The sequence below is a fragment of the Pedobacter sp. SYP-B3415 genome, from assembly GCF_004138205.1.
Lineage (GTDB): Bacteria > Bacteroidota > Bacteroidia > Sphingobacteriales > Sphingobacteriaceae > Pedobacter.
On the sequence record NZ_RXNQ01000002.1, the window covers coordinates 164326 to 182529 of the forward strand.

Below are 18204 nucleotides of genomic sequence, written 5' to 3' on the forward strand. Positions count from 1 at the left end.
GCTATGAATTGTATACAGTTAAGGGCATGGGTAATGGCAATTTTAGCCGTTACCCTGATTTTGTCGTGTAAAAAACACGCAGCAACTGTTCGGGAAAAGCCCGGCATTGAAATAAAAGAGATCGGACTAGATAATTCAGGAATAGCATACACCAACAATGAATTGCATCTTGATGCCAGGCTGACTGCTGCCGGAAGGATAGCTGAAATCAAAGTACAGATCACACTGGCCGAAACGAATTACGGTTGGGATTTTGTAAAAACATATACATCTTACGCTGGCCTGAAAGATGCACATTTCCATGAACACATCGCTGTGCCTGAAAACGCGCGGCCTGGCAAATATTCTTTGCTGATGGTCGTTACCGACCAGGCGGGGGAGAAAACGCAGGTAAAAGCTAACTTCGAGATCGTCAGGGATCTGTCTTTGCCTCGTATAACAAATGCCTTCCTGGATACATCTAACACCTCGATGCTCAGGTTTTCAGGGCTGGTCGAGGCGACGAAAGGGATATCAGGTCTGATTATAGAAGTTCAGTCCAGTGCATGGACCAGAACGGTTACCGATACGAATCCTGCGATGGTTGACCAGACCAGATTTCAGTTAATTAAGGATATTGATCTCAGCACTGCGCCTGGCGGGCACTACCATGTAAACATTTCGGTTATCGATAAAACCGGCAAGCAGGCAGTCTATGCGTATCATTTCGATAAATAGCGCCAAGGTATCATCGAGCAATCTTCGGGGTCAGGAACTTATGAATGGCACATCACTACTTCCGGCGGTAGCCGTCATGTAATGTTAAAATGAGCGGGCATGCACTCTGCGCTTGACAGCGGATAAGAAGAAAGCAAAAGCTATTGGTTATTCCTGCCGGATGCGCCGCTTCGAAGGACTGCAGAAAAAAAAATAAAAGATTTGAGAAACCGATTGGTTGCATATATATTTGCAACCAATCGGTTTCGTTAATTAAGACATTATGCGCAGGGACATTTTTCAGGCGGTTGCAGACCCCACTAGGAGAGCTATTATTGGGTTGATCGCACTACAAGCGATGACACCAAACGCCATAGCTGAAAATTTTAATACTACCCGCCAGGCTGTATCAAAACACCTGCGCATTCTTACCGAATGTGAACTGCTGAAGCAGGAACAACGGGGACGAGAGATCTATTATTCGCTTGAGGTTGAGAAAATGAAAGAAATCGATAAATGGCTGGAGCAGTTCAGGGAGATATGGGAAACTAAATTTAAACAGTTAGATAATCTATTAATAAACATTAAAAAGTGAAAAATGAACGGTTTACAATTTGATTTCATTGCTAACAAACAAAACAATATCCTGACACTCAGGCGGGAGTTCGCAGCTGGACGCCAGTTGGTTTGGGATTGCTTTACCAAGCATGAATTGCTGGATCAGTGGTTTGCGCCGAGATCTTTTACCAATAAAACCAAGTCGATGGATTTCAGGAATGGTGGCCATTGGCATTTTGCAATGATTGATCCGGATAAAAAACTACTGGAACTGGATGGATTATGATCATATCAGACCTATTGATTATTATGAATCTCTTGACGCATTCAGCAATGAAAACGGAGACATTGATGCGTCCATGCCACGAGCAAAATGGCATACAACATTTTCGGATAAAGGGCAACATACAATTGTCGAATCAGTCATTCAATACAAATCGCTTGCGGATCTGGAGGCTGTGCTGAGTATGGGTAAAGAGATGACAACTACGTACGAAGCTTTGGATGAGCTTTTGGTTACACTTAACAAATAGGCATTTTCATTGCCGATCCGAAGCCACGACTTTGGCATGTACGAGCATGAAATACAATCACCATTGCGGCGAAACATTCTGATACGGATGGTTGTTCGAATACAAATTTTATTCACACCATCTTTTTATGAAAAAAACAATTCTACGTTTAACGTTCGTTATGCTTGCTGGCGCTGCTGCCGCTGATGCTTCTGCCCAGATCAAGCTGAATTCGAAAGGTATCGGCGCTATAGGCAAAGGTGTCAAAGCAGCCACGTTCTCAGACGCGGAAGCAGCGAAACTGGCAGCAGAAGCGGTAGCTTATATGGACACGCACAACACGGTCGCAGCAGACAATGATCCGTACACCATCAGACTTAAGAAGCTGTTTGCCAGACATACTGCTGAGGGCGGCCTAAAGCTGAACTTCAAAGTATATAAAGTAACCGATATCAATGCTTTCGCATGCGCAGATGGAAGTGTCAGGGTGTTTTCTGCACTAATGGATATTATGACCGATGACGAGCTTCTTGGTATTATTGGGCACGAAATCGGCCATGTGGCGAATAAGGACACGCGCGACGCCGTCAGAAGCGCTTACAAGCGTGAAGCGTTGATGGATGCAGCGGGATCGCAATCGGGTGTTGTAACTTCGTTAACCGAGAGCCAGTTGGGTAAGTTTGCTAACGCTTTGCTGGACAGCAAATACAGCCGGAAACAGGAGACCGATGCAGATGATTATGCATATCATTTTATGAAACAGCACGGCTACAAGGTTGAGGCGCTGGCTTCGGCATTCAGTAAGTTTGCGGAGATGGAATCTGCTTCAGGAACAAAAAGGACCAAGTCAGAGAAGATGCTGAGTTCACATCCTGACAGCAACGAACGGGCAGCACGTGTGTTGGCCAGAGCGAAAAAGGATGGACTGGTGAAGAGTTAATGTTGTGATTTACGGCCCTGATCTGGTCGATGACAGTTTTTCGTAATAATCAAACCTAATTACGAAGCAAATAAAACAAAAGCCGTGGATGTGCCATGGCTTTTATCGTATTTTGGAGCTGTTTTTTTTGCTTCGCAGGATTCACGTTATCTTTAGGGAGCAGATGGGCATGGATCATTAGCCATCACTACGTGGCATCGGTCTCACAGGATGTATTGTTATGATAGAAAGTTTTGTTGTCAAAACATTTAACGAGTTAAGCACAAGTGAGTTGTATCAGGTGCTTCAATTACGAAATGAGGTCTTCATTGTAGAACAGAATTGTCCCTATCCTGATCTGGACAATAAAGACTTGCAAAGTTATCACCTGCTTTATTATGCAGATGGTCAGTTGGCCGCTTATACGAGGTTGCTGCCTGCCGGTTTGTCTTACCACGAAGTTTCTATTGGCAGGGTAGTTACGGCGCCACTCTACAGGGCGAAGGGGCTGGGGCGAAGGCTTATGGAAGCATCAATATCAGCCTGTTATGAAAAGTTTGGACGTTCGCCTATTCGTATTGGTGCGCAGCTTTATCTGCTCAGGTTTTACCGCTCGCTTGGCTTTGAAGAACAGGGTGAACCATACGACGAAGATGGTATTCCTCATATTGAGATGCTGAAAACCGTTTAAGTCTCAGCACGCCGAACGTGTTATCGGAACAATAGTGGCTAAGTGCTGAACTCGTTTCGATTGAGGAGGTCCTGTCATTGATTTACTGATTAAAAAAAGTAATGGAAGAGGTAAAAATCGAAAAAGCTTCAGCCGCTGATGCTGATGTGCTGCAACAGATAGGCAGGCAAACATTTACGGAGACTTTTGCTGCATCTAATGATGCTGGTAATTTAAGAGAATATCTTGAGGAGGCCTTCTCCCGGGAGAAACTTACGGCTGAACTTGGCAACCCGGATTCCTGTTTCTATTTCGCATTGATTGGAGACAAGGTGGTCGGCTATTTAAAACTCAATACAGGTATTGCGCAAACCGAGCGTCAGGATGAGGAGGCAGTTGAAATTGAACGGATCTACGTGCTGACCGATTACCATGGAAGGAAAGTAGGTCAGTTGCTTCTTAATCAAGCAGTCAGGTTAGCAATCGGTCGCCAATCGCCCTATGTTTGGCTGGGGGTATGGGAGAAGAACCCACGGGCAATCCGCTTCTATCAGAAAAACGGTTTTGTCGCATTTGACAAACACATCTTCCGACTGGGTGCAGAGGTGCAAACCGATATCATGATGAAAAAGGTTCTTCAGGAACCTAAGAAATTGTCAGTATAAACAAAGAGAGATTATCATGGCACGGATATTTATCACAGGATCTGCAGACGGTTTGGGACAAATGGCGGCAACGGCGCTCATCAAAAAGGGTCACGATGTCATTCTTCATGCCCGGAATGAGCGCAGAGCCGAACAGGCGCTTCTGGCAAACCCGGGCGCAGAGACCGTTTTAATCGGGGACTTGTCGAACACCGGGGCCACGATCAGACTGGCAGACTCAGTGAATGGCAGCGGTCAGTTTGATGCAGTTATTCATAATGCGGGCGTCTACCGGGCGCCGGCTGACGAGTTGGTGAACGTAAATACGGTAGCACCATACCTGCTGACCATTTTAATAAAACGGCCTAAGCGTTTGATTTATCTCAGTTCGGGAATGCAGGCCGGCGGAGAGCCAAAACTTGAGGCGCTGCGCAATAATCATCATACAATAAATTACTCAGACACCAAACTGCAGGTGCTGATGTTATGCAAGGCCATTGCCCGCTACTGGCCGGACGTTTATGCAAACGCAGTTGATCCGGGTTGGGTACCAACTAAAATGGGAGGGAAGGGGGCACCCGATAACCTTGATCAGGGATACGAGACACAGGTATGGCTTGCGGACGGAAGGGATCGTGCTTCGGCAGTGAGCGGGAAATACTTCTATCACATGAAAGAAGAAAGCTGCAATCCGCGCGCTGATGACGAAGATCTGCAAGACAAACTGGTTGAGGCGCTGGCGGAACGGACGGGTGTTTCGCTAAAAAGATAAGGTGAGTATGTGGTCTGCGGACCTCGTTTTCTATAAGACTTCACTTAAAATCCGATTACAGACCCACTGCTGCGCATAGCGATTTCAAATTAATAAGCTGACCTGTAGATACATCGAAACAAATTACAAAAAAAGCTCGCCAGAATACATTTTATTTATACCTTTGCAGCCATCAGTTCAACTGATTCGGGGTGTAGCGTAGCCCGGTATCGCGCCACATTTGGGATGTGGAGGTCGTAGGTTCGAATCCTGCCACCCCGACACACGAAACAGAAGCCTCCGCGTAGCGGGGGCTTTGCTGTTTCCGCCCCGACCGAAGCCGCAGGCTTCAGGGAGGGAGGGAACAGCAAAGCCTCAGAAAACCCTCGGGTTTTCGGCTTCTGTTTCGTGTGTCGTCACCCCCCCTCACAGGATCGCGCGAGGAACGAGCGCAATCCTGCCCAAACGTTTGATTTGTTATTTATGATGTAGCCGCAAGGCGCGGATTACCAATTTTTCGGCTTCTGTTTCATGTGTCGTCACCCCCTCACAGGATCGCGCGAGGAACGAGTGCAATCCTGCCCAAACGTTTGATTTGTTATTTATGATGTAGCCGCAAGGCACGGATTATCGGGTTTTCGGCTACAGACGTTTAGAGGGTATTCACGCATGCGACCTGTTCGTCTACAGCAGGTGGACAGTTTGAATTTAAGGAAGGAGGAGGGCTCGCAGATGGCAGCGGGAATTCCATCGATCTAAGTGGAGATGACTTTGTCACCAAGGGCGGAAATCATATTCAAAGAGCGAAAAATGGATATGAACAGGTAGGGTCAGCTTTGCAGATGGCCGGAGATGGCAAAAGCTGTTGAATTTTGCGCTAGAGCCTCGATATATGCAGACAGCGGCGGACAATTCTGGACCGTGCTGATTGCCTATTTTAAAGTCGCTTCATTGGAACCGGTGATTAGCCCAGGTAGAGGCTCGATTCTTTCATGCGTAAAAATGAAAAAATAGATGGGTGGATGACAATGATCATGACTTCATGTCGCGATGCAAAATTCTCGAAATAACAATAGCTTGGGCAGGTACCGTCACGGAATAACAGGAAATATTGCTAATTTGTCCGGTGGATGGTACGCCACATAATGCAGATTCATTCAGAAGAAGAATTTGGCAGCTAATTATTATGCGCTCTGGGTTATCAATTGGACGACGAAATAAAAACTTTATGGAATTTGATTATTAGTTTTAGCGATTAAGACTAACTTGGATAGCGTCGCAGATGCCTTGAACGAATCTGTTGAAGCTGAAATAATTCATTTTTAAATTCAGATTCTTTAACGCGTAAAGCATAAACAAAGCTGTCGATCGTATACTTTCGGTATGGCCTATCTAGGACAGACAGGCTGGAGGAGGAAGTTATTACCATTTCTTAGTCACGAAGAATAATGAGATTTGGATCAAGCTGTCAGAGCTACACTTGGAACAACTCGAATCTCGGGACACGCAGCGATGGAGCTGATGAATGTAATTGAAAGTAATGATAAATAAAGCTTTATACGTCTTGCTAATTGCCGCAAGCTTTCTCAATCCATATTTCGTAAAAGAGTGGTCATTATTATGTGAATTTGAATTCGTAATCTTCCCTCAAATGATGAGTGTAGGTCATTACGATTGGATTTCGATCATGCTTTGGATAATCTTGCTTATTTCGCATATTGGAATAGTATCTCTATTGTTTTTACGACCGGGTTTGGTCAGAAAAAAGATATTGATATGCTGTCCTTTGGTCTTTATACTCATCCACGCTTATTTCCTTGCATTTTGGTTTGGATTTTTCCTCATCCCGTTAATATTCGCCTGGATACTTGCCCTGACATTTGCATATGAGGATTAATCCCATCTCTTTAAATCGCTAAACCTGGTTTTCCAGGGATGCCTGGGAGCACAGCTAATAGATCAAGTGGAAACCGTTCGTTTTACCTTGAACAAAGGCCCCATAAACCTTACAGATGGATCATCATTACACATTGGTCTGAAAACATCGGCGATGGCCGGTACGAATAGATATCTTTATCGCGGGAAGGAGTTTTATGAGTAAAAGAAGAGAAATTTGGAAAATTGTCGATCGTTGACTTATCTACATCTGAGTAAATTTGCACCAAATGATATGTCATTACAAGAAATTGCTTCGCTTGCGAACTTGAGGAAGTTTGGTTATTAACCAATCAAAGATTGAGTCCTTAGACGGTATTGGGCATCTGCAAAAATTAGAGAAACTTGATGTTGGTTATTGTCCTAAACTAATGTCACTGGAAGATCTAAGCGTTTGTAACCAACGGTTAAAAGTCCTGCTTTTTCAAAATTGCAAGTCTATTTCAAATTTTGATGTGTTAGCTAAATTTCCAAAGTTAAAGATCCTTGGATTAACGGCTTGCGGCAAGCTTGATAACATTTACTTTATAAATAATGCATTAATGAGTTTCATCACCAGATAGTTGGGACAGGCCTTAGCAGTTCAGCAACCGTAATATCGAATGCTACAGCAATACGATTCAAAGTTGATATCGTTGGATTTACAGTTCCAGTTTCTACGCCCTCGAGCCGATGCCGATCAATTTTTACCTCGAAAGCTAAACATCCTTAGACATTGCAATACGCTCTTGTAATACAATAAACAGTCGTTTTGAATACTCATCAAGTTATATGTTGAGGCCACTATGTAGATTTTATCATGTATGGTATTTTCATAAGATGAGTTTTAGGCACTCAAAATACGCTTCCCAAACAATTTCAAATCAGTCTAAAGATTCTCAAATTCTATTTTCATTTGCTATTAACTACAAAAACATGAATCGTTTACGAACTTATCAAGTTTTCCTACAACGAATTTCCGGCGTGTCGAATAATTTTTGAAGGTAAGTCAGCTCTGCTGAAAACAGTTCAAGGTCTAACCTGTTCCCTATAGTTCTCTGGTATTTCTTCAAACAGTGGGGTCATCAGCATAGAAGGTAACCAATTGTCTATACCTTGAAGAATCTCCGAGTCGTTTACTTTTTTTGCGGAAGGCTCCGCTTTAAAAACTTTAAAAGCAATTTCCTTAAATTGTGCGTCGGTTAACGAAACTTTTTCGTCTCTAACGTTTCTCTTCAGTAATTCAATTACAATTCTCAATCGAAGTGTCATGTCAGCGTAGACAGAGATCCCTTCCAGATGTTTCACTTTTTCGTATGTGGATCGGATAGCCGAAAAGATATAATAATTGCCATCTTGTACAAAGAACCAATTACCTGTAGGTTCTTCGCTATTGCTGTAATTCAAATGTGGCAGTTCCGTCTTTTTGATTTGTAGATCAGTTTGCTCGAGTTTTACGATTTTGTCCTTCCCTCGTTTAGTAGGCTCTTCCGCTAGAACGCGTCCAAACAATAAGTTGTGATTTTTAACTTTTGCCGGCTCTGGTGGGCTGAAACAATCATAAACACTAAACAGGTTTAAATCCAAACCATGAAATTCGTATAATGAAAAGTAAGAGCAATAAACATATTTATATTGAAAATCTTCCAAAGAAGGAATATCTTGGAATGGTATTGATGTTAGGGGCAACTTAATTAAATGTTCTTTCAACTCTAAATAAATCCCTCCAGTTGGGTTGGTTTTTCTTAAGCCAATTTACCGCTTTTTGAGTATATTATCAGCGCTCAATCCGTCAAAATCGACCATCAACATAGGATTGTTCATTACATAATTGTAGGGCCTTATTTCGTCTGTGCCCTCAGCTAAGGGATCCACGACATTCCCCAACGCTCTATTACAGGATCATAATACCTCGCCCATTAGTCTAGTTGATCTAGACCTAACTCAGCCTGCTGTTCCTTTCCGTTATAAGTGTATCCGTTTACCGGAATTGGGACAGTTATACTAATTTTCTGGTCGTGCTGATTTTTCTTTAGGCCATAACGCTTCTCTAATTCCATCGAAGAAAACTTGCCGTTTAGGGTATTTATGACGCAAGACGTCAATTTCATCGTTGATTAGCTGCTTCGGGTAGATCTCCCTTTTCAGTGTGAACATGTCTAGATATGCCTCCTCGTCGGTAGGGTTAGTTTTTAGATAATCATCAACGGCAGAAATCGCTTTTTTTAAAAAGTATTCAGATGAGTCGACTCTGCTATTGTGCCTATGTTCTTTCGCGCGAAAGTAATTGTAAATCATCTGCTTCTTGTATCTGGGATGAAGCAATTCGCCATTTAGTGTTTCGATATATTTTTGCCCACTGCGATAATCTTCCAATAATGTTAACGCAGTAATTCTTAAATTTGCTGACGTCGCTGTCTCAGGCGAGCACAAAAGAAAACTATCAAGCTCAGCTACTGCGCGATTGAGTGCACTTGTACTGTTCGAATTGTAGAATTGACTTACATATCTCTTTGCATTTGAGAGATGAATTTTGCAATCTGTTTCCAGCGGTTTCTTCTCACTTTTACAGCCAGCAAACAGTAGAGACAACAGGGAAATAAATAGATAGGTGAAATTAATCATAGCGTTAGTTATGTTCGTCTAAGGTACAAATACATGAGAGTAGGTTATAGGCAACTTTATGACCGGTAGCGCTAAAGGGGTCGCCCCACCTTCGGGTCTGTAATTCCACCAGTTGCCTTTCAATTTCACACCTGGAAACGAACCCCCGGATCGAAGTTCTGAAGCAGGTATTAATATACTACCCTGGGATGTTTTATGTGTTTTTGAGTAAATGGAATTTTTAGTATCTGGCTGTTTCATGGTTGCTGAATAATCTTGCCCATTAAAGCTTGTGGACATTCGCCCTCCCGTCACAAGATCGTCTGTGCCAGTGGTTGTACTCGTATTAGTCAAATTTATATTTACGCCGTTAAATGTCTTTAAGATACTTCCATCCTCAGTATTGATCGAGACACTAACGTTCGCGCTAATGCTCAGTCTCGTACTTACGGTCGTTACTACTAAATGAGAAGCTGAATAAGCCATTGCCCCAAAGTCTCCTCCACTTTCATTATCGGCATCGATATGTCCTGAAGTTGTGGTTTTTAAATCAGAATATTTTTTATTTCACCTTAGGTCTTTGATGATATCAACATCTTGTGCTCCCATATAGGAGGCACTGTTACCATGATACATCTTAGCCGATTCTTCATCTACGACATTCTCGTCCCAAATATATTGCCCATCTTTCTTGACCCAATCAAGCTCTGGGCTCCATCTGGATCGATAAATCTAATAGAGTTATTTAAACCATAATTAAAAGGAGAATGCCTACGCATTTTTTCCGCTAAAGGATCAACGCTTGTCCACCTGCCAATAACCGGATCATAGAATCTTGCCCCATAATCATACTGGCCTAACTCCTCCTGCAACTCCTTGCCGTTATAAAGGTACTTATTTGTTCCTGCAGTTGCTGATTTTCTAAGACCAAACGCATAGTAATTGTCAATTTGCAGCGTCTGGATTGCACCTGTAGTAGGGTGTTTGTTGAAAGTATACCTGACATTTCCCAGATGATCTGTTAAATTGTATTCATAACTGGAATTTCCAGTGTTATTCCTTGCCAGTCCTTCTTCAGTTTGTATAAAGTCAATGACATTGTTTCTGTATTGAATGCCATCAACATAGTCCGTTGTGCCTTCAAGATTGCTGGTCTTTCTGAGTTTTTGACCGGTCGCATCATAAAGGTAAGTTAAGCTCAACACCGTCTTTGTTGCGGTTTGAGGTAGGTCAAGGATGTTATAAGTCAGATCGACATTTGTACATCCATCCTTACATGCCTTGCCATTTTCATCGTATCGATAGATAGTTTGCGTGATGAAGAACTTCTCTTGCACGTCGCATCGGCATTAGAAATATCCGCTGACGCAATCCGACAATTCAGTGAAGAATCCTTATTTCAATATTTTAACACTTTTAACGATAATAGTACAGGATTCTCTTATCACTGTACGTTAATCCTCTTGATAAGGTAGTAGAACTGTACGAAAGGTTACTGGCAGCGGAACGAGAGAAACTCGAAATGACAAAAAAGCTTTAGCTAAGCTTCATCTGCTTTATCAAAAAGCAAATAATTTAGAGGTGCGCACCTGTTTTCGGGATTAATAGACTATCATTAATCTAAACGACGTAGAGTGAAGCAAAAGACGGTGTTGGTTTCCGGCTAAACCTTCATAGTTGGGTTCTTATGATCGTGAAAAGGACAGCACACCATTTTGTTACGGTTCGGTTTTGATGCCGTAATGCTCCAGTACCGTTAAAATGCTCAACTAGTCTTTGATTTGTTCGATAATCAAATTTTTGCCTTAAGGTTCTAATGAACCGCAAAGCGGTTTCCGGTATCGTCATTGAGCCAATTTTTTAAGGGTTTGCTTTACTTTCTGCAGGCCGTTTTGTATTCCGGTTCCACTTTCGCTTCGCCTTCCAGCGGCTCGATGATTAACACCTTTTCCCGGGTGGTAATGCTTACCGTATCGCCTGCCCTGAAGCCCAGTTCTTACAGCCATACACCGCTCACGTTCAGCTACGATACTACTTTCGGTCCGCCGGATAACTCCCGGACCTTGGGCTGCAGCTTGATTTGTTTGATTCCTGTCCTCGCAATAGAAAATAGTTTTGAAATTTATAAATCTGAATAATCCTTCACAAAAGGACGGTATCATTCCGAACAAGGCAAGAACTAATCAAATTGTTTCTGAACTTTTATTCTACTATTTTGTCCTGTGGTTGGTTTTTTGCCACTAAAAACTGAACAATATTGATGACGTTTGGACAAAAAGTGAGCTTCTGCCGAAAAAAGAAAAAGCTCTCCCAGGCTGACTTGGAAAAGCTTTCCGGGATCAATGGCGATATAGGAGGCAAGTACGAACGGGACGAGGTTAAGCCTAGCATTCACACCGCCAAAAAACTGGCGGATGCCCTTTCCGTTTCACTGGATCACTTGGTGGGCGATGGGGATTTGAAGGCGTTGGACTAAAAAACGCTCCAACGCCTGTAAGATGTTAAGAAGCTGCCCGAAGCCGATAGGCAAAACGCTTTTTACACGCTCGACAACCTTATCAAGGCGGCCAAGCTCAAGGCCATTCAATAAAAAAGGCCTGACTTGCCGGGCTTTATGCTATTCCAAACTTCCTACCAAAGGGTAGGATTTTAAAATCGTTTTAAGCTCATTTACAAAAATGTGTAAGGATGATAAATCAGTTTGAAGCCTAAAGTCTAAACTGTTTCCTGTATTATTATTTGCTTTTCCTTTACATTCTATAAGACCATTTGCAACTAACTCACAATGTAGGTGTAAACCTTCTTCCATTGTTATAAATTCTGCTTCGTTGATATTTCCGCTCTGTAAACCAGTAAGTTTCTTATAAAATGTTTGCAGGTCGTCAACTCTCAAATTTGTTCCATACAAGGTATTAAAGCCCGGAACATCTATTCTGATTTCTGATTCAAGCCAATTGCCGTCCCAATAGTCATCCGTTTCCGAGTTGCTTCTCTTTAAGACCCTTATTTCTAATTTGCCTATATCCCCTTTAAGTATCATTGTATAAATTCTTTTCGCTACTGAGGAATAACAGTAATGATATCCCCAGCTTTGTTTGTAATAATTTTTAAATTATCTCTTATGAAAACAGTCGTACCTGGTGTATTCCCCGGAAACATCCTGGCAGGGTGCTTAACAACATCAAGTACCGCACTTGGAGAAAGAACACCCCTTGCTTGCATTTGGTCTAGAGCATGACCTGTAAACCTAGTGCCGTTTATAGTAGTTGGTGTATTCTTGGTTACAACCTTCAATACATTTCCACTACGACCTACAGGGGTCTTTGCAAGATTAGCTCCCGCCTTAGCGGCAACAGCTTTCATGTAACTTCCAAAGGTCGATTGAACGCCACCCATTGCAAATTCAGCAGCGGCAAAGGTTGTTACTGCAACCTCTGTCATTCCATCGATCATCTTATTGGTAGCAGCTTGATCCTTTACTTTGGCTCTAACCGATCTCACTTTTTCCGGCACATTTTCCGCGTAACCAGGGTCCTGCTGTTCGGCTACGTTCGCAGCTTTGTCCGCTGCACCCTGGATGGCCCGCTTCAAACCGAAGCCGCCTGTTAGTTTCCGAGCAAAATAAAATGCAATAGTCCAGGGCTGTATGATATTGAATTCGTCATCCTCATCTACCCCTCGCAACATGTCTTTATAGCGTTGAAACGCTTCCTTCGCCGCATCTCCATATAGGGTCTCTCTTCCATCCGGGTCGAGATTGTTGACAGAATTGTTGTCAGTAAAATTGTACGGGTTTAAATGGTGAAATTTTTCAGCGAGCGGATCTAAAACATTCCATCTTCCGATTACAGGATCATAGAACCTTGCCCCATAATCATACTGGCCTAACTCCTCCTGCAACTCCTTGCCGTTATAAAGGTACTTATTTGTTCCTGCAGTTGCTGATTTTCTAAGACCAAATGCATAATAGTTATCAATCTGAAGTGTCTGGATGGCACCAGTAGTAGGGTGTTTGTTGAAGGTATACCTTGCATTTCCTAAATGGTCTGTAATATTATATTCGTAGCTGTAGTTGCCATTATTATTCCTTGCCAGGCCTTCTTCGGTTTGTATAAAGTCGATGTTGCTGTTTTTGCAGTGAATCTCGCCTATATAGTCGGTTGTTCCTTCCGTGTGCCTTTATCCAACCAGAACCTCCTGGGGAATATGTGTTGCTAGTTTTCAATGCTTATCTTAAACTAAGGACCGCCTATTGTTAAAGTATTCAGGTTTACAAGTATTTTGCCATCTCCAATCAGTTATACCACTGATAAAAAGCCATCTAAACCAAAAGATCATGCCTTTTTCCACAACATCAATGCGCATACGCCAAAAGGAAACCGAACATTTTAAATCTTCAAACTCTGCGCGCGCAACTGGCCCAGGAAATTCCTGAAACACAAATGGAGAGCAACCTGCCGCTGGCTACCTGGAACATCAGAGAATTTGGTGGTAGCAAATACGGATGCAGGTAGATGAATCCTATTATTACATTGCCGAAATCATATCAAAGTTTGACCTGATTGCCCTGCAGGAAGTGCGTGACGATTTAAGGGCGCCCAATAAAATATTGGAAATATTGGGTAGTTATTGGTCCTATATGTTCACCGATGTAACCGAAGGACGCCAAGGGGATTCCGAGCGCACCGCTCTCTTGTTTGACACCCGAAAAGTCAGGTTTGGCGGCTTAGCCGGTCAGCTGGTGCTGCCTCCTTTGGAAGAAAAAGACCCCATAAGCGGGCAGACGATCTATCAGCCTGTCAAGCAACTTTGCCGGACCCCTTTCCTTTGCGGGTTTAAGGCTGGCTGGACAAATTTTACATTAACCACGGTTCATATTTTGTATGGCGCCTCAGTAGGCAATGATCCCGATCGGATCAAAGAGATTGAAGACCTCGCCAAGATGATCGCTAACAAAGCTGCTCAAACGTCTGCCTGGTCGCATAACATGATTCTGCTTGGAGACTTCAATATTTTCAAAAAAGAAGACCAGACTTATGAAGCTATCATCAAAGCCGGATTCACCATTCCCGAAGCGCTACAGTCTCTCCCTTCCAACGCACTGAAAAACAAATTTTACGATCAAATCGCCTTTAAAGTTAGACCAGGCCGCTTTGAGGCTACAAAAAAGGCGGATGTTTTTGATTTTTTTGAATCTGTCTTCGTAGCGAACAAGAAAAGCGAAACGGAATATGCCGCTTCCATGGGAAAAGGATACTTGGAGAACTCAAAAGGTGAACTCCGGGACGAAGACGCAAAGACAACATATTACAAAACTCATTGGAGAACGTTCCAAATGTCCGATCATTTGCCCATGTGGGTCGAAGTAGCTATTGATCATACCGACAACTATTTAAGTGAAAAGTTACTTACGGCCCAAGATTGATTCAAAAATCAATTTTCTTGTTGACAAATAGCAAAAAAACGACATTTGCTTTTTCATGGTATTCTAATTACTTCTTCGTATGACTTTGGGACAACACAGTATTTCTTACGCACGAAAAATGAGCTTTCGCAACTAGAATTTGGCTAAACTGGTAAGAACTTCCCGCTATATCGTCGGGCTCTGCAAACGGACGAAGTGAAGCCCCATATTTAATAGTGATCAGATTGATCATTGCCTTGAAAGTGTCTTTAAATCTTCCGATAGACAAGACAAAAGTAGGATTCGACAGCGCCACCATTAACGGTATCAGGAGGTGGCTGAACTTTAGATGGGTTCGATTCTCGTCGGGCCTACTTGACGGGAAAGGTTCAAATTCAATGAACTTTTCCCATTTTTTTGCTCTTTAATTTGCTGTTTATTAGTAAGATAAGACCGAGCGGCTCGCTCAGTCTTGCGGTTCGATGTTCTATTCCGTCAAAGCAGATATTTTCAGGGTACATGGAACCGATGATACGCGGCTTTTCATCAATTTCGGCCATCCCGTACCTTATCGATGTTTGTGTAGCGGTCTACTACGATTTCAAGAAGCCCTTCCAGGGTTTTCATATTTTGACTGGTTGAGGGCAACTCATTAAGCTTTTCTTCTAATTTGCGCAATTCGATATTACATTCCTTTTTAATGATATTGAAGTCCTCCGCCTCAATCTCTTCTTTCATCAGTTTTCGCCTCGCATTCGACAGCATTGCCTCTTGTTCCTCTATCAGTTTGCAGATGTTACGGCGTTCATCAAATTCATCTCGGTTAGACGATTTAAATTCATCCATTACCACCATCTTAAACAGTTCCCCCGCACCTGGAGCAAGCTTATAGTTTAGCAACTCTTTTTCGAAATAGAGATTCACATCTTCTGCTTTGAAACGGCATTTACAATCAACAGAAGAACAGTGGTAATAATATTGTCGACCATTCCTGCCCTTTGAGCCGCTGCCAGTCAACATCCGGTGACATAGTGGACATTTTAAAAAACCACGCAATGGCAACATAGTAACCGAATTTGACTTAGTGGCAATGGCTCTTTGATTGCCGTTTAATATGTCTTGCACCTCATAAAACAGAGTTTTACTGATAATCGGCTCATGCTGTCCCTTAACGAATTCCAGTTCCTCGTTTTCGTGGGGTGGTACCACTATGTAGCCGCAGTAAATAGGGTTACGAATTAACCGCCAAAAATTATTGCGCTCACATTTGAGTCCTTTCTCATTAGCCAGCTTGCGTACCTGTTCAGCAACCAATACTCCCTTAGCTAATTCTTCAATTACCCATTTCATCAGCTCAGCTTCTTTAGACTTTGGCATGATATACTTTTTACCATCAGGTGTAATGCGGTTAATGTAGCCAGTTGGTGCCGACCCCATCCAACGACCTTCTTTCCTTGCCCGGCGCATACCATAGAAAGTATTGAGTGCGCGACGGTCATTTTCTACTTCGGGTATGGTCAGGTAAACAGATAGTATTACCTTACTCTCTGGTATACTAAAGTCAACGGGTTGGTCAATGGCGATTGCATCGGTATTCATAAGACGTAGTGTGCCGATCATTTGATAAGCCGCTTCTACGTTACGGCTGAACCTATCCCATTTGATGAAAAGAACATTATTGCGTTGTTTCTTATTCTTTTGCTTTTTAAGTTCATTCAGTAGTTTGGCCCAAATAGGGCGGTCAAAAGTTTTGGCGGAACAATCCTCACGATAGATGTCCTTAATATCAATATCATTGGTATCACAATAAGAACGTAAGCGCTCTTCCTGCTCTCGAAGGGAATAGCCACGTTTAGCCTGTTCATCCGTGCTTACACGCACGTATAGATATGCAGATTTCATAAAAATAAAATTTTGGAAAAGAGGATGTCAAAAAGAAGAGAGCTTTGTACACGCCTAACCTTTAGGGACTTGTGCTGTCAAAAAAGTATTCTCTAATGGCTAATTTAGCCAAAATATACATGAAATCCAAATTTTACGGGCTTCTTTTTCAGTTACTTCTATTCCATTTTTTCGCAGAATGCGCACCGCCTGATCTGGCCTGACGTTCCTTTTTTCTAAAAATTTAGCTCTCATCTGTATCTCCTTTTGAGATACAATAATTGGTGAAAAAAATGACGGGAAATCCTACGTAGGATAAAATACAAAGGTATCTAATTCTATTAACAATAGGCCTAAACATGAGTCAAGAAACTGTTTATGTTTTGCAACGTTTATCTATTCAATAGAGACATTAAACGTCTTGAAAGCATGAATAATGGTTATAAGCGATGAGCAGATTATAGTTTTTCAAAAGCAGATACTAACATGGTTCAAAGTGCATGGCAGGAATTTCCTGTGGCGTAAGGAAAATGCTACCCCTTTTGAACTTGTTATTGCAGAAATATTGTTACAAAGAACAAAAAAACATTATTCCATCGCATATGCTATATCAATATGAGCTAACCATGAAGCTTCTCGAAACAGCCTTGTTGCTAAAAAATCGAAAACTGGGAAGTACAGGGATTAGTAAGCGAAAACCGGATATAATTAACTGGTTCATTAATCGTGAGCGGAAGCGCTTGCAGTATTATCCTAGTCATCTGGAGCCAAAAGAAATCATTAAACCGGCCCGGGTATTTAAGAGCATATTTGATACTTACGATTTGACTTACTACAATAGAGTTTTTCGCAATTGGCTATATGATGCTTTGAGCGATAAATTTATGGAGAAAAGCTTGACTAAAACCGAAGTATTGTACGTCTATGATCGCCTGGTAAAGCTGTATGAAGTGATGTGGCTAGTTCACAATAGGTCATGCCTGTCTCTGGAGGATGTTTATAAGGCTAAGTCTAAATAGATCATGATAAAATCTCGGTGCTATTCGATTTTGAGCACATATTTTTTCTTTATGATTCCATCGATAGCAAGTGCTGCTATTTTACAATCAGATTCTGAATATTGTTCCTGATATTAGGTTCCAACAGTGGAATTACCTCAAAGAGGTCGGATTATCGTTATCGACAAAATAGACGCCCACTGGCTTAATTTCACCGCTTTCATCGATACCGCTACCAAAAAGATAAAGTTCACAAGTATCCAGTAATTGACATCTGCGTCTATTCCTTTATGTTCTGTATCAGTATTTATGTGTCTTATTCATTGCATTATGGTATTGATAAGCATTCGAAGGAAGCCGTAGATTGGTCCAAACAAATAAGAAATTGTCTTAAGCTATTGACGGCGTAATTCAGTTGACTGAATTTTATTTAAAAAAATGGTGTTAATTGAATGAAATAATTTGCCGCGAAAAATTACTTACCCAAAGAATAGGCGTGAGGAAAAGCAGCGCATTTGCTGTTACAGGGAGTGTAACGCGAACTGTGTCAGTTCTAAATTAACGCCTCTCAGAAGCCTCTGTTCTCCTGAAGAATTCTGTCACCAAATTTAATATAAAGTTGAGAGAATGCCAGTCCCCAGTTATGGATTGGC

17 protein-coding genes, 1 tRNA gene and 1 pseudogene are annotated in these 18204 nt (G+C 42.1%); 12 read left to right on the forward strand and 7 right to left on the reverse strand.

Features of this window, described 5'->3' with window-relative positions; all coding sequences use genetic code 11:
- Positions 1 to 3 precede the first annotated feature (3 nt).
- From EJV45_RS01720 to EJV45_RS01755, 9 genes are all read left to right on the forward strand, one after another.
- Positions 4 to 717 (forward strand): DUF4625 domain-containing protein, encoded by a 714-nt coding sequence (locus EJV45_RS01720; protein ID WP_129713921.1) that lies wholly within the window; start codon positions 4 to 6, stop codon positions 715 to 717.
- 262 nt (positions 718 to 979) lie between these two features.
- Positions 980 to 1291: a helix-turn-helix transcriptional regulator gene (locus EJV45_RS01725; protein ID WP_129713922.1), complete on the forward strand. Its 312-nt coding sequence runs from the start codon at positions 980 to 982 to the stop codon at positions 1289 to 1291.
- Positions 1292 to 1294: 3 nt separating this feature from the next.
- On the forward strand, positions 1295 to 1540 hold the full coding sequence (locus EJV45_RS19590; RefSeq protein WP_240755161.1) for an SRPBCC domain-containing protein: 246 nt from the start codon (positions 1295 to 1297) through the stop codon (positions 1538 to 1540).
- Positions 1530 to 1787 (forward strand): hypothetical protein, encoded by a 258-nt coding sequence (locus EJV45_RS19595; RefSeq protein WP_240755162.1) that lies wholly within the window; start codon positions 1530 to 1532, stop codon positions 1785 to 1787. Before EJV45_RS19590 ends, EJV45_RS19595 begins: the two co-directional genes overlap by 11 nt.
- A gap of 127 nt (positions 1788 to 1914) precedes the next feature.
- On the forward strand, positions 1915 to 2706 hold the full coding sequence (locus EJV45_RS01735) for a M48 family metalloprotease (RefSeq protein ID WP_129713923.1): 792 nt from the start codon (positions 1915 to 1917) through the stop codon (positions 2704 to 2706).
- Positions 2707 to 2926: 220 nt separating this feature from the next.
- On the forward strand, positions 2927 to 3376 hold the full coding sequence (locus EJV45_RS01740) for a GNAT family N-acetyltransferase (protein ID WP_129713924.1): 450 nt from the start codon (positions 2927 to 2929) through the stop codon (positions 3374 to 3376).
- Positions 3377 to 3477: 101 nt separating this feature from the next.
- Complete coding sequence (locus EJV45_RS01745; RefSeq protein ID WP_129713925.1) at positions 3478 to 4020, forward strand: GNAT family N-acetyltransferase; 543 nt, start codon at positions 3478 to 3480, stop codon at positions 4018 to 4020.
- 16 nt (positions 4021 to 4036) lie between these two features.
- Positions 4037 to 4771: an SDR family NAD(P)-dependent oxidoreductase gene (locus EJV45_RS01750; protein WP_129713926.1), complete on the forward strand. Its 735-nt coding sequence runs from the start codon at positions 4037 to 4039 to the stop codon at positions 4769 to 4771.
- Positions 4772 to 4958: 187 nt separating this feature from the next.
- Positions 4959 to 5032, forward strand: a tRNA-Pro gene (locus EJV45_RS01755).
- A gap of 2205 nt (positions 5033 to 7237) precedes the next feature.
- Here the strand turns inward: EJV45_RS01755 and EJV45_RS19715 are convergent.
- The 4 genes and pseudogenes from EJV45_RS19715 to EJV45_RS01775 form a co-directional block, all read right to left on the reverse strand.
- A pseudogene (locus EJV45_RS19715) lies at positions 7238 to 7375 on the reverse strand (helix-turn-helix domain-containing protein); the annotation flags it as partial.
- Between the two features lie 318 nt (positions 7376 to 7693).
- On the reverse strand, positions 7694 to 8374 hold the full coding sequence (locus tag EJV45_RS01765) for a hypothetical protein (protein ID WP_129713927.1): 681 nt from the start codon (positions 8372 to 8374) through the stop codon (positions 7694 to 7696).
- A 294-nt stretch (positions 8375 to 8668) separates the two neighbouring features.
- Positions 8669 to 9289, reverse strand: a complete 621-nt coding sequence (locus EJV45_RS01770; protein ID WP_129713928.1) for a hypothetical protein — start codon at positions 9287 to 9289, stop codon at positions 8669 to 8671.
- 632 nt (positions 9290 to 9921) lie between these two features.
- Complete coding sequence (locus EJV45_RS01775; RefSeq protein ID WP_129713929.1) at positions 9922 to 10605, reverse strand: RHS repeat-associated core domain-containing protein; 684 nt, start codon at positions 10603 to 10605, stop codon at positions 9922 to 9924.
- 923 nt (positions 10606 to 11528) lie between these two features.
- Between EJV45_RS01775 and EJV45_RS01785 the strand changes: the two genes are divergently transcribed.
- Positions 11529 to 11744 (forward strand): helix-turn-helix domain-containing protein, encoded by a 216-nt coding sequence (locus EJV45_RS01785; RefSeq protein ID WP_205942306.1) that lies wholly within the window; start codon positions 11529 to 11531, stop codon positions 11742 to 11744.
- Between the two features lie 141 nt (positions 11745 to 11885).
- On the opposite strand, the gene EJV45_RS01790 is transcribed toward EJV45_RS01785, so the two are convergent.
- Together EJV45_RS01790 and EJV45_RS19720 are read right to left on the reverse strand one after the other, a co-directional pair.
- Positions 11886 to 12308: a hypothetical protein gene (locus tag EJV45_RS01790; RefSeq protein ID WP_129713930.1), complete on the reverse strand. Its 423-nt coding sequence runs from the start codon at positions 12306 to 12308 to the stop codon at positions 11886 to 11888.
- A gap of 17 nt (positions 12309 to 12325) precedes the next feature.
- A complete protein-coding gene (locus tag EJV45_RS19720; protein ID WP_129713931.1) occupies positions 12326 to 13420 on the reverse strand; it encodes an RHS repeat-associated core domain-containing protein in 1095 nt (364 codons plus the stop codon).
- Between the two features lie 352 nt (positions 13421 to 13772).
- Here EJV45_RS19720 and EJV45_RS01800 point away from each other — a divergent pair, with 352 nt between their 5' ends.
- Positions 13773 to 14693 (forward strand): endonuclease/exonuclease/phosphatase family protein, encoded by a 921-nt coding sequence (locus EJV45_RS01800; protein WP_205942307.1) that lies wholly within the window; start codon positions 13773 to 13775, stop codon positions 14691 to 14693.
- A 525-nt stretch (positions 14694 to 15218) separates the two neighbouring features.
- On the opposite strand, the gene EJV45_RS01805 is transcribed toward EJV45_RS01800, so the two are convergent.
- A complete protein-coding gene (locus EJV45_RS01805; RefSeq protein WP_240755163.1) occupies positions 15219 to 16574 on the reverse strand; it encodes a recombinase family protein in 1356 nt (451 codons plus the stop codon).
- 479 nt (positions 16575 to 17053) lie between these two features.
- Between EJV45_RS01805 and EJV45_RS01810 the strand changes: the two genes are divergently transcribed.
- Positions 17054 to 17572 (forward strand): hypothetical protein, encoded by a 519-nt coding sequence (locus EJV45_RS01810; protein ID WP_129713932.1) that lies wholly within the window; start codon positions 17054 to 17056, stop codon positions 17570 to 17572.
- Positions 17573 to 18204: the final 632 nt, after the last annotated feature.

Coding starts and splice junctions, on each gene's coding strand:
- EJV45_RS01720 (WP_129713921.1), top strand. CDS start 4: ATGAATTGTATACAGTTAAGGGCATGGGTAATGGCAATTTTAGCCGTT.
- EJV45_RS01810 (WP_129713932.1), top strand. CDS start 17,054: ATGGCAGGAATTTCCTGTGGCGTAAGGAAAATGCTACCCCTTTTGAAC.
- EJV45_RS01785 (WP_205942306.1), top strand. CDS start 11,529: ATGACGTTTGGACAAAAAGTGAGCTTCTGCCGAAAAAAGAAAAAGCTC.
- EJV45_RS01750 (WP_129713926.1), top strand. CDS start 4,037: ATGGCACGGATATTTATCACAGGATCTGCAGACGGTTTGGGACAAATG.
- EJV45_RS19590 (WP_240755161.1), top strand. CDS start 1,295: ATGAACGGTTTACAATTTGATTTCATTGCTAACAAACAAAACAATATC.
- EJV45_RS01790 (WP_129713930.1), bottom strand. CDS start 12,308: ATGATACTTAAAGGGGATATAGGCAAATTAGAAATAAGGGTCTTAAAG.
- EJV45_RS01745 (WP_129713925.1), top strand. CDS start 3,478: ATGGAAGAGGTAAAAATCGAAAAAGCTTCAGCCGCTGATGCTGATGTG.
- EJV45_RS01740 (WP_129713924.1), top strand. CDS start 2,927: ATGATAGAAAGTTTTGTTGTCAAAACATTTAACGAGTTAAGCACAAGT.
- EJV45_RS01800 (WP_205942307.1), top strand. CDS start 13,773: ATGCAGGTAGATGAATCCTATTATTACATTGCCGAAATCATATCAAAG.
- EJV45_RS01735 (WP_129713923.1), top strand. CDS start 1,915: ATGAAAAAAACAATTCTACGTTTAACGTTCGTTATGCTTGCTGGCGCT.
- EJV45_RS01725 (WP_129713922.1), top strand. CDS start 980: ATGCGCAGGGACATTTTTCAGGCGGTTGCAGACCCCACTAGGAGAGCT.
- EJV45_RS01805 (WP_240755163.1), bottom strand. CDS start 16,574: ATGAAATCTGCATATCTATACGTGCGTGTAAGCACGGATGAACAGGCT.
- EJV45_RS01770 (WP_129713928.1), bottom strand. CDS start 9,289: ATGATTAATTTCACCTATCTATTTATTTCCCTGTTGTCTCTACTGTTT.
- EJV45_RS19595 (WP_240755162.1), top strand. CDS start 1,530: ATGGATTATGATCATATCAGACCTATTGATTATTATGAATCTCTTGAC.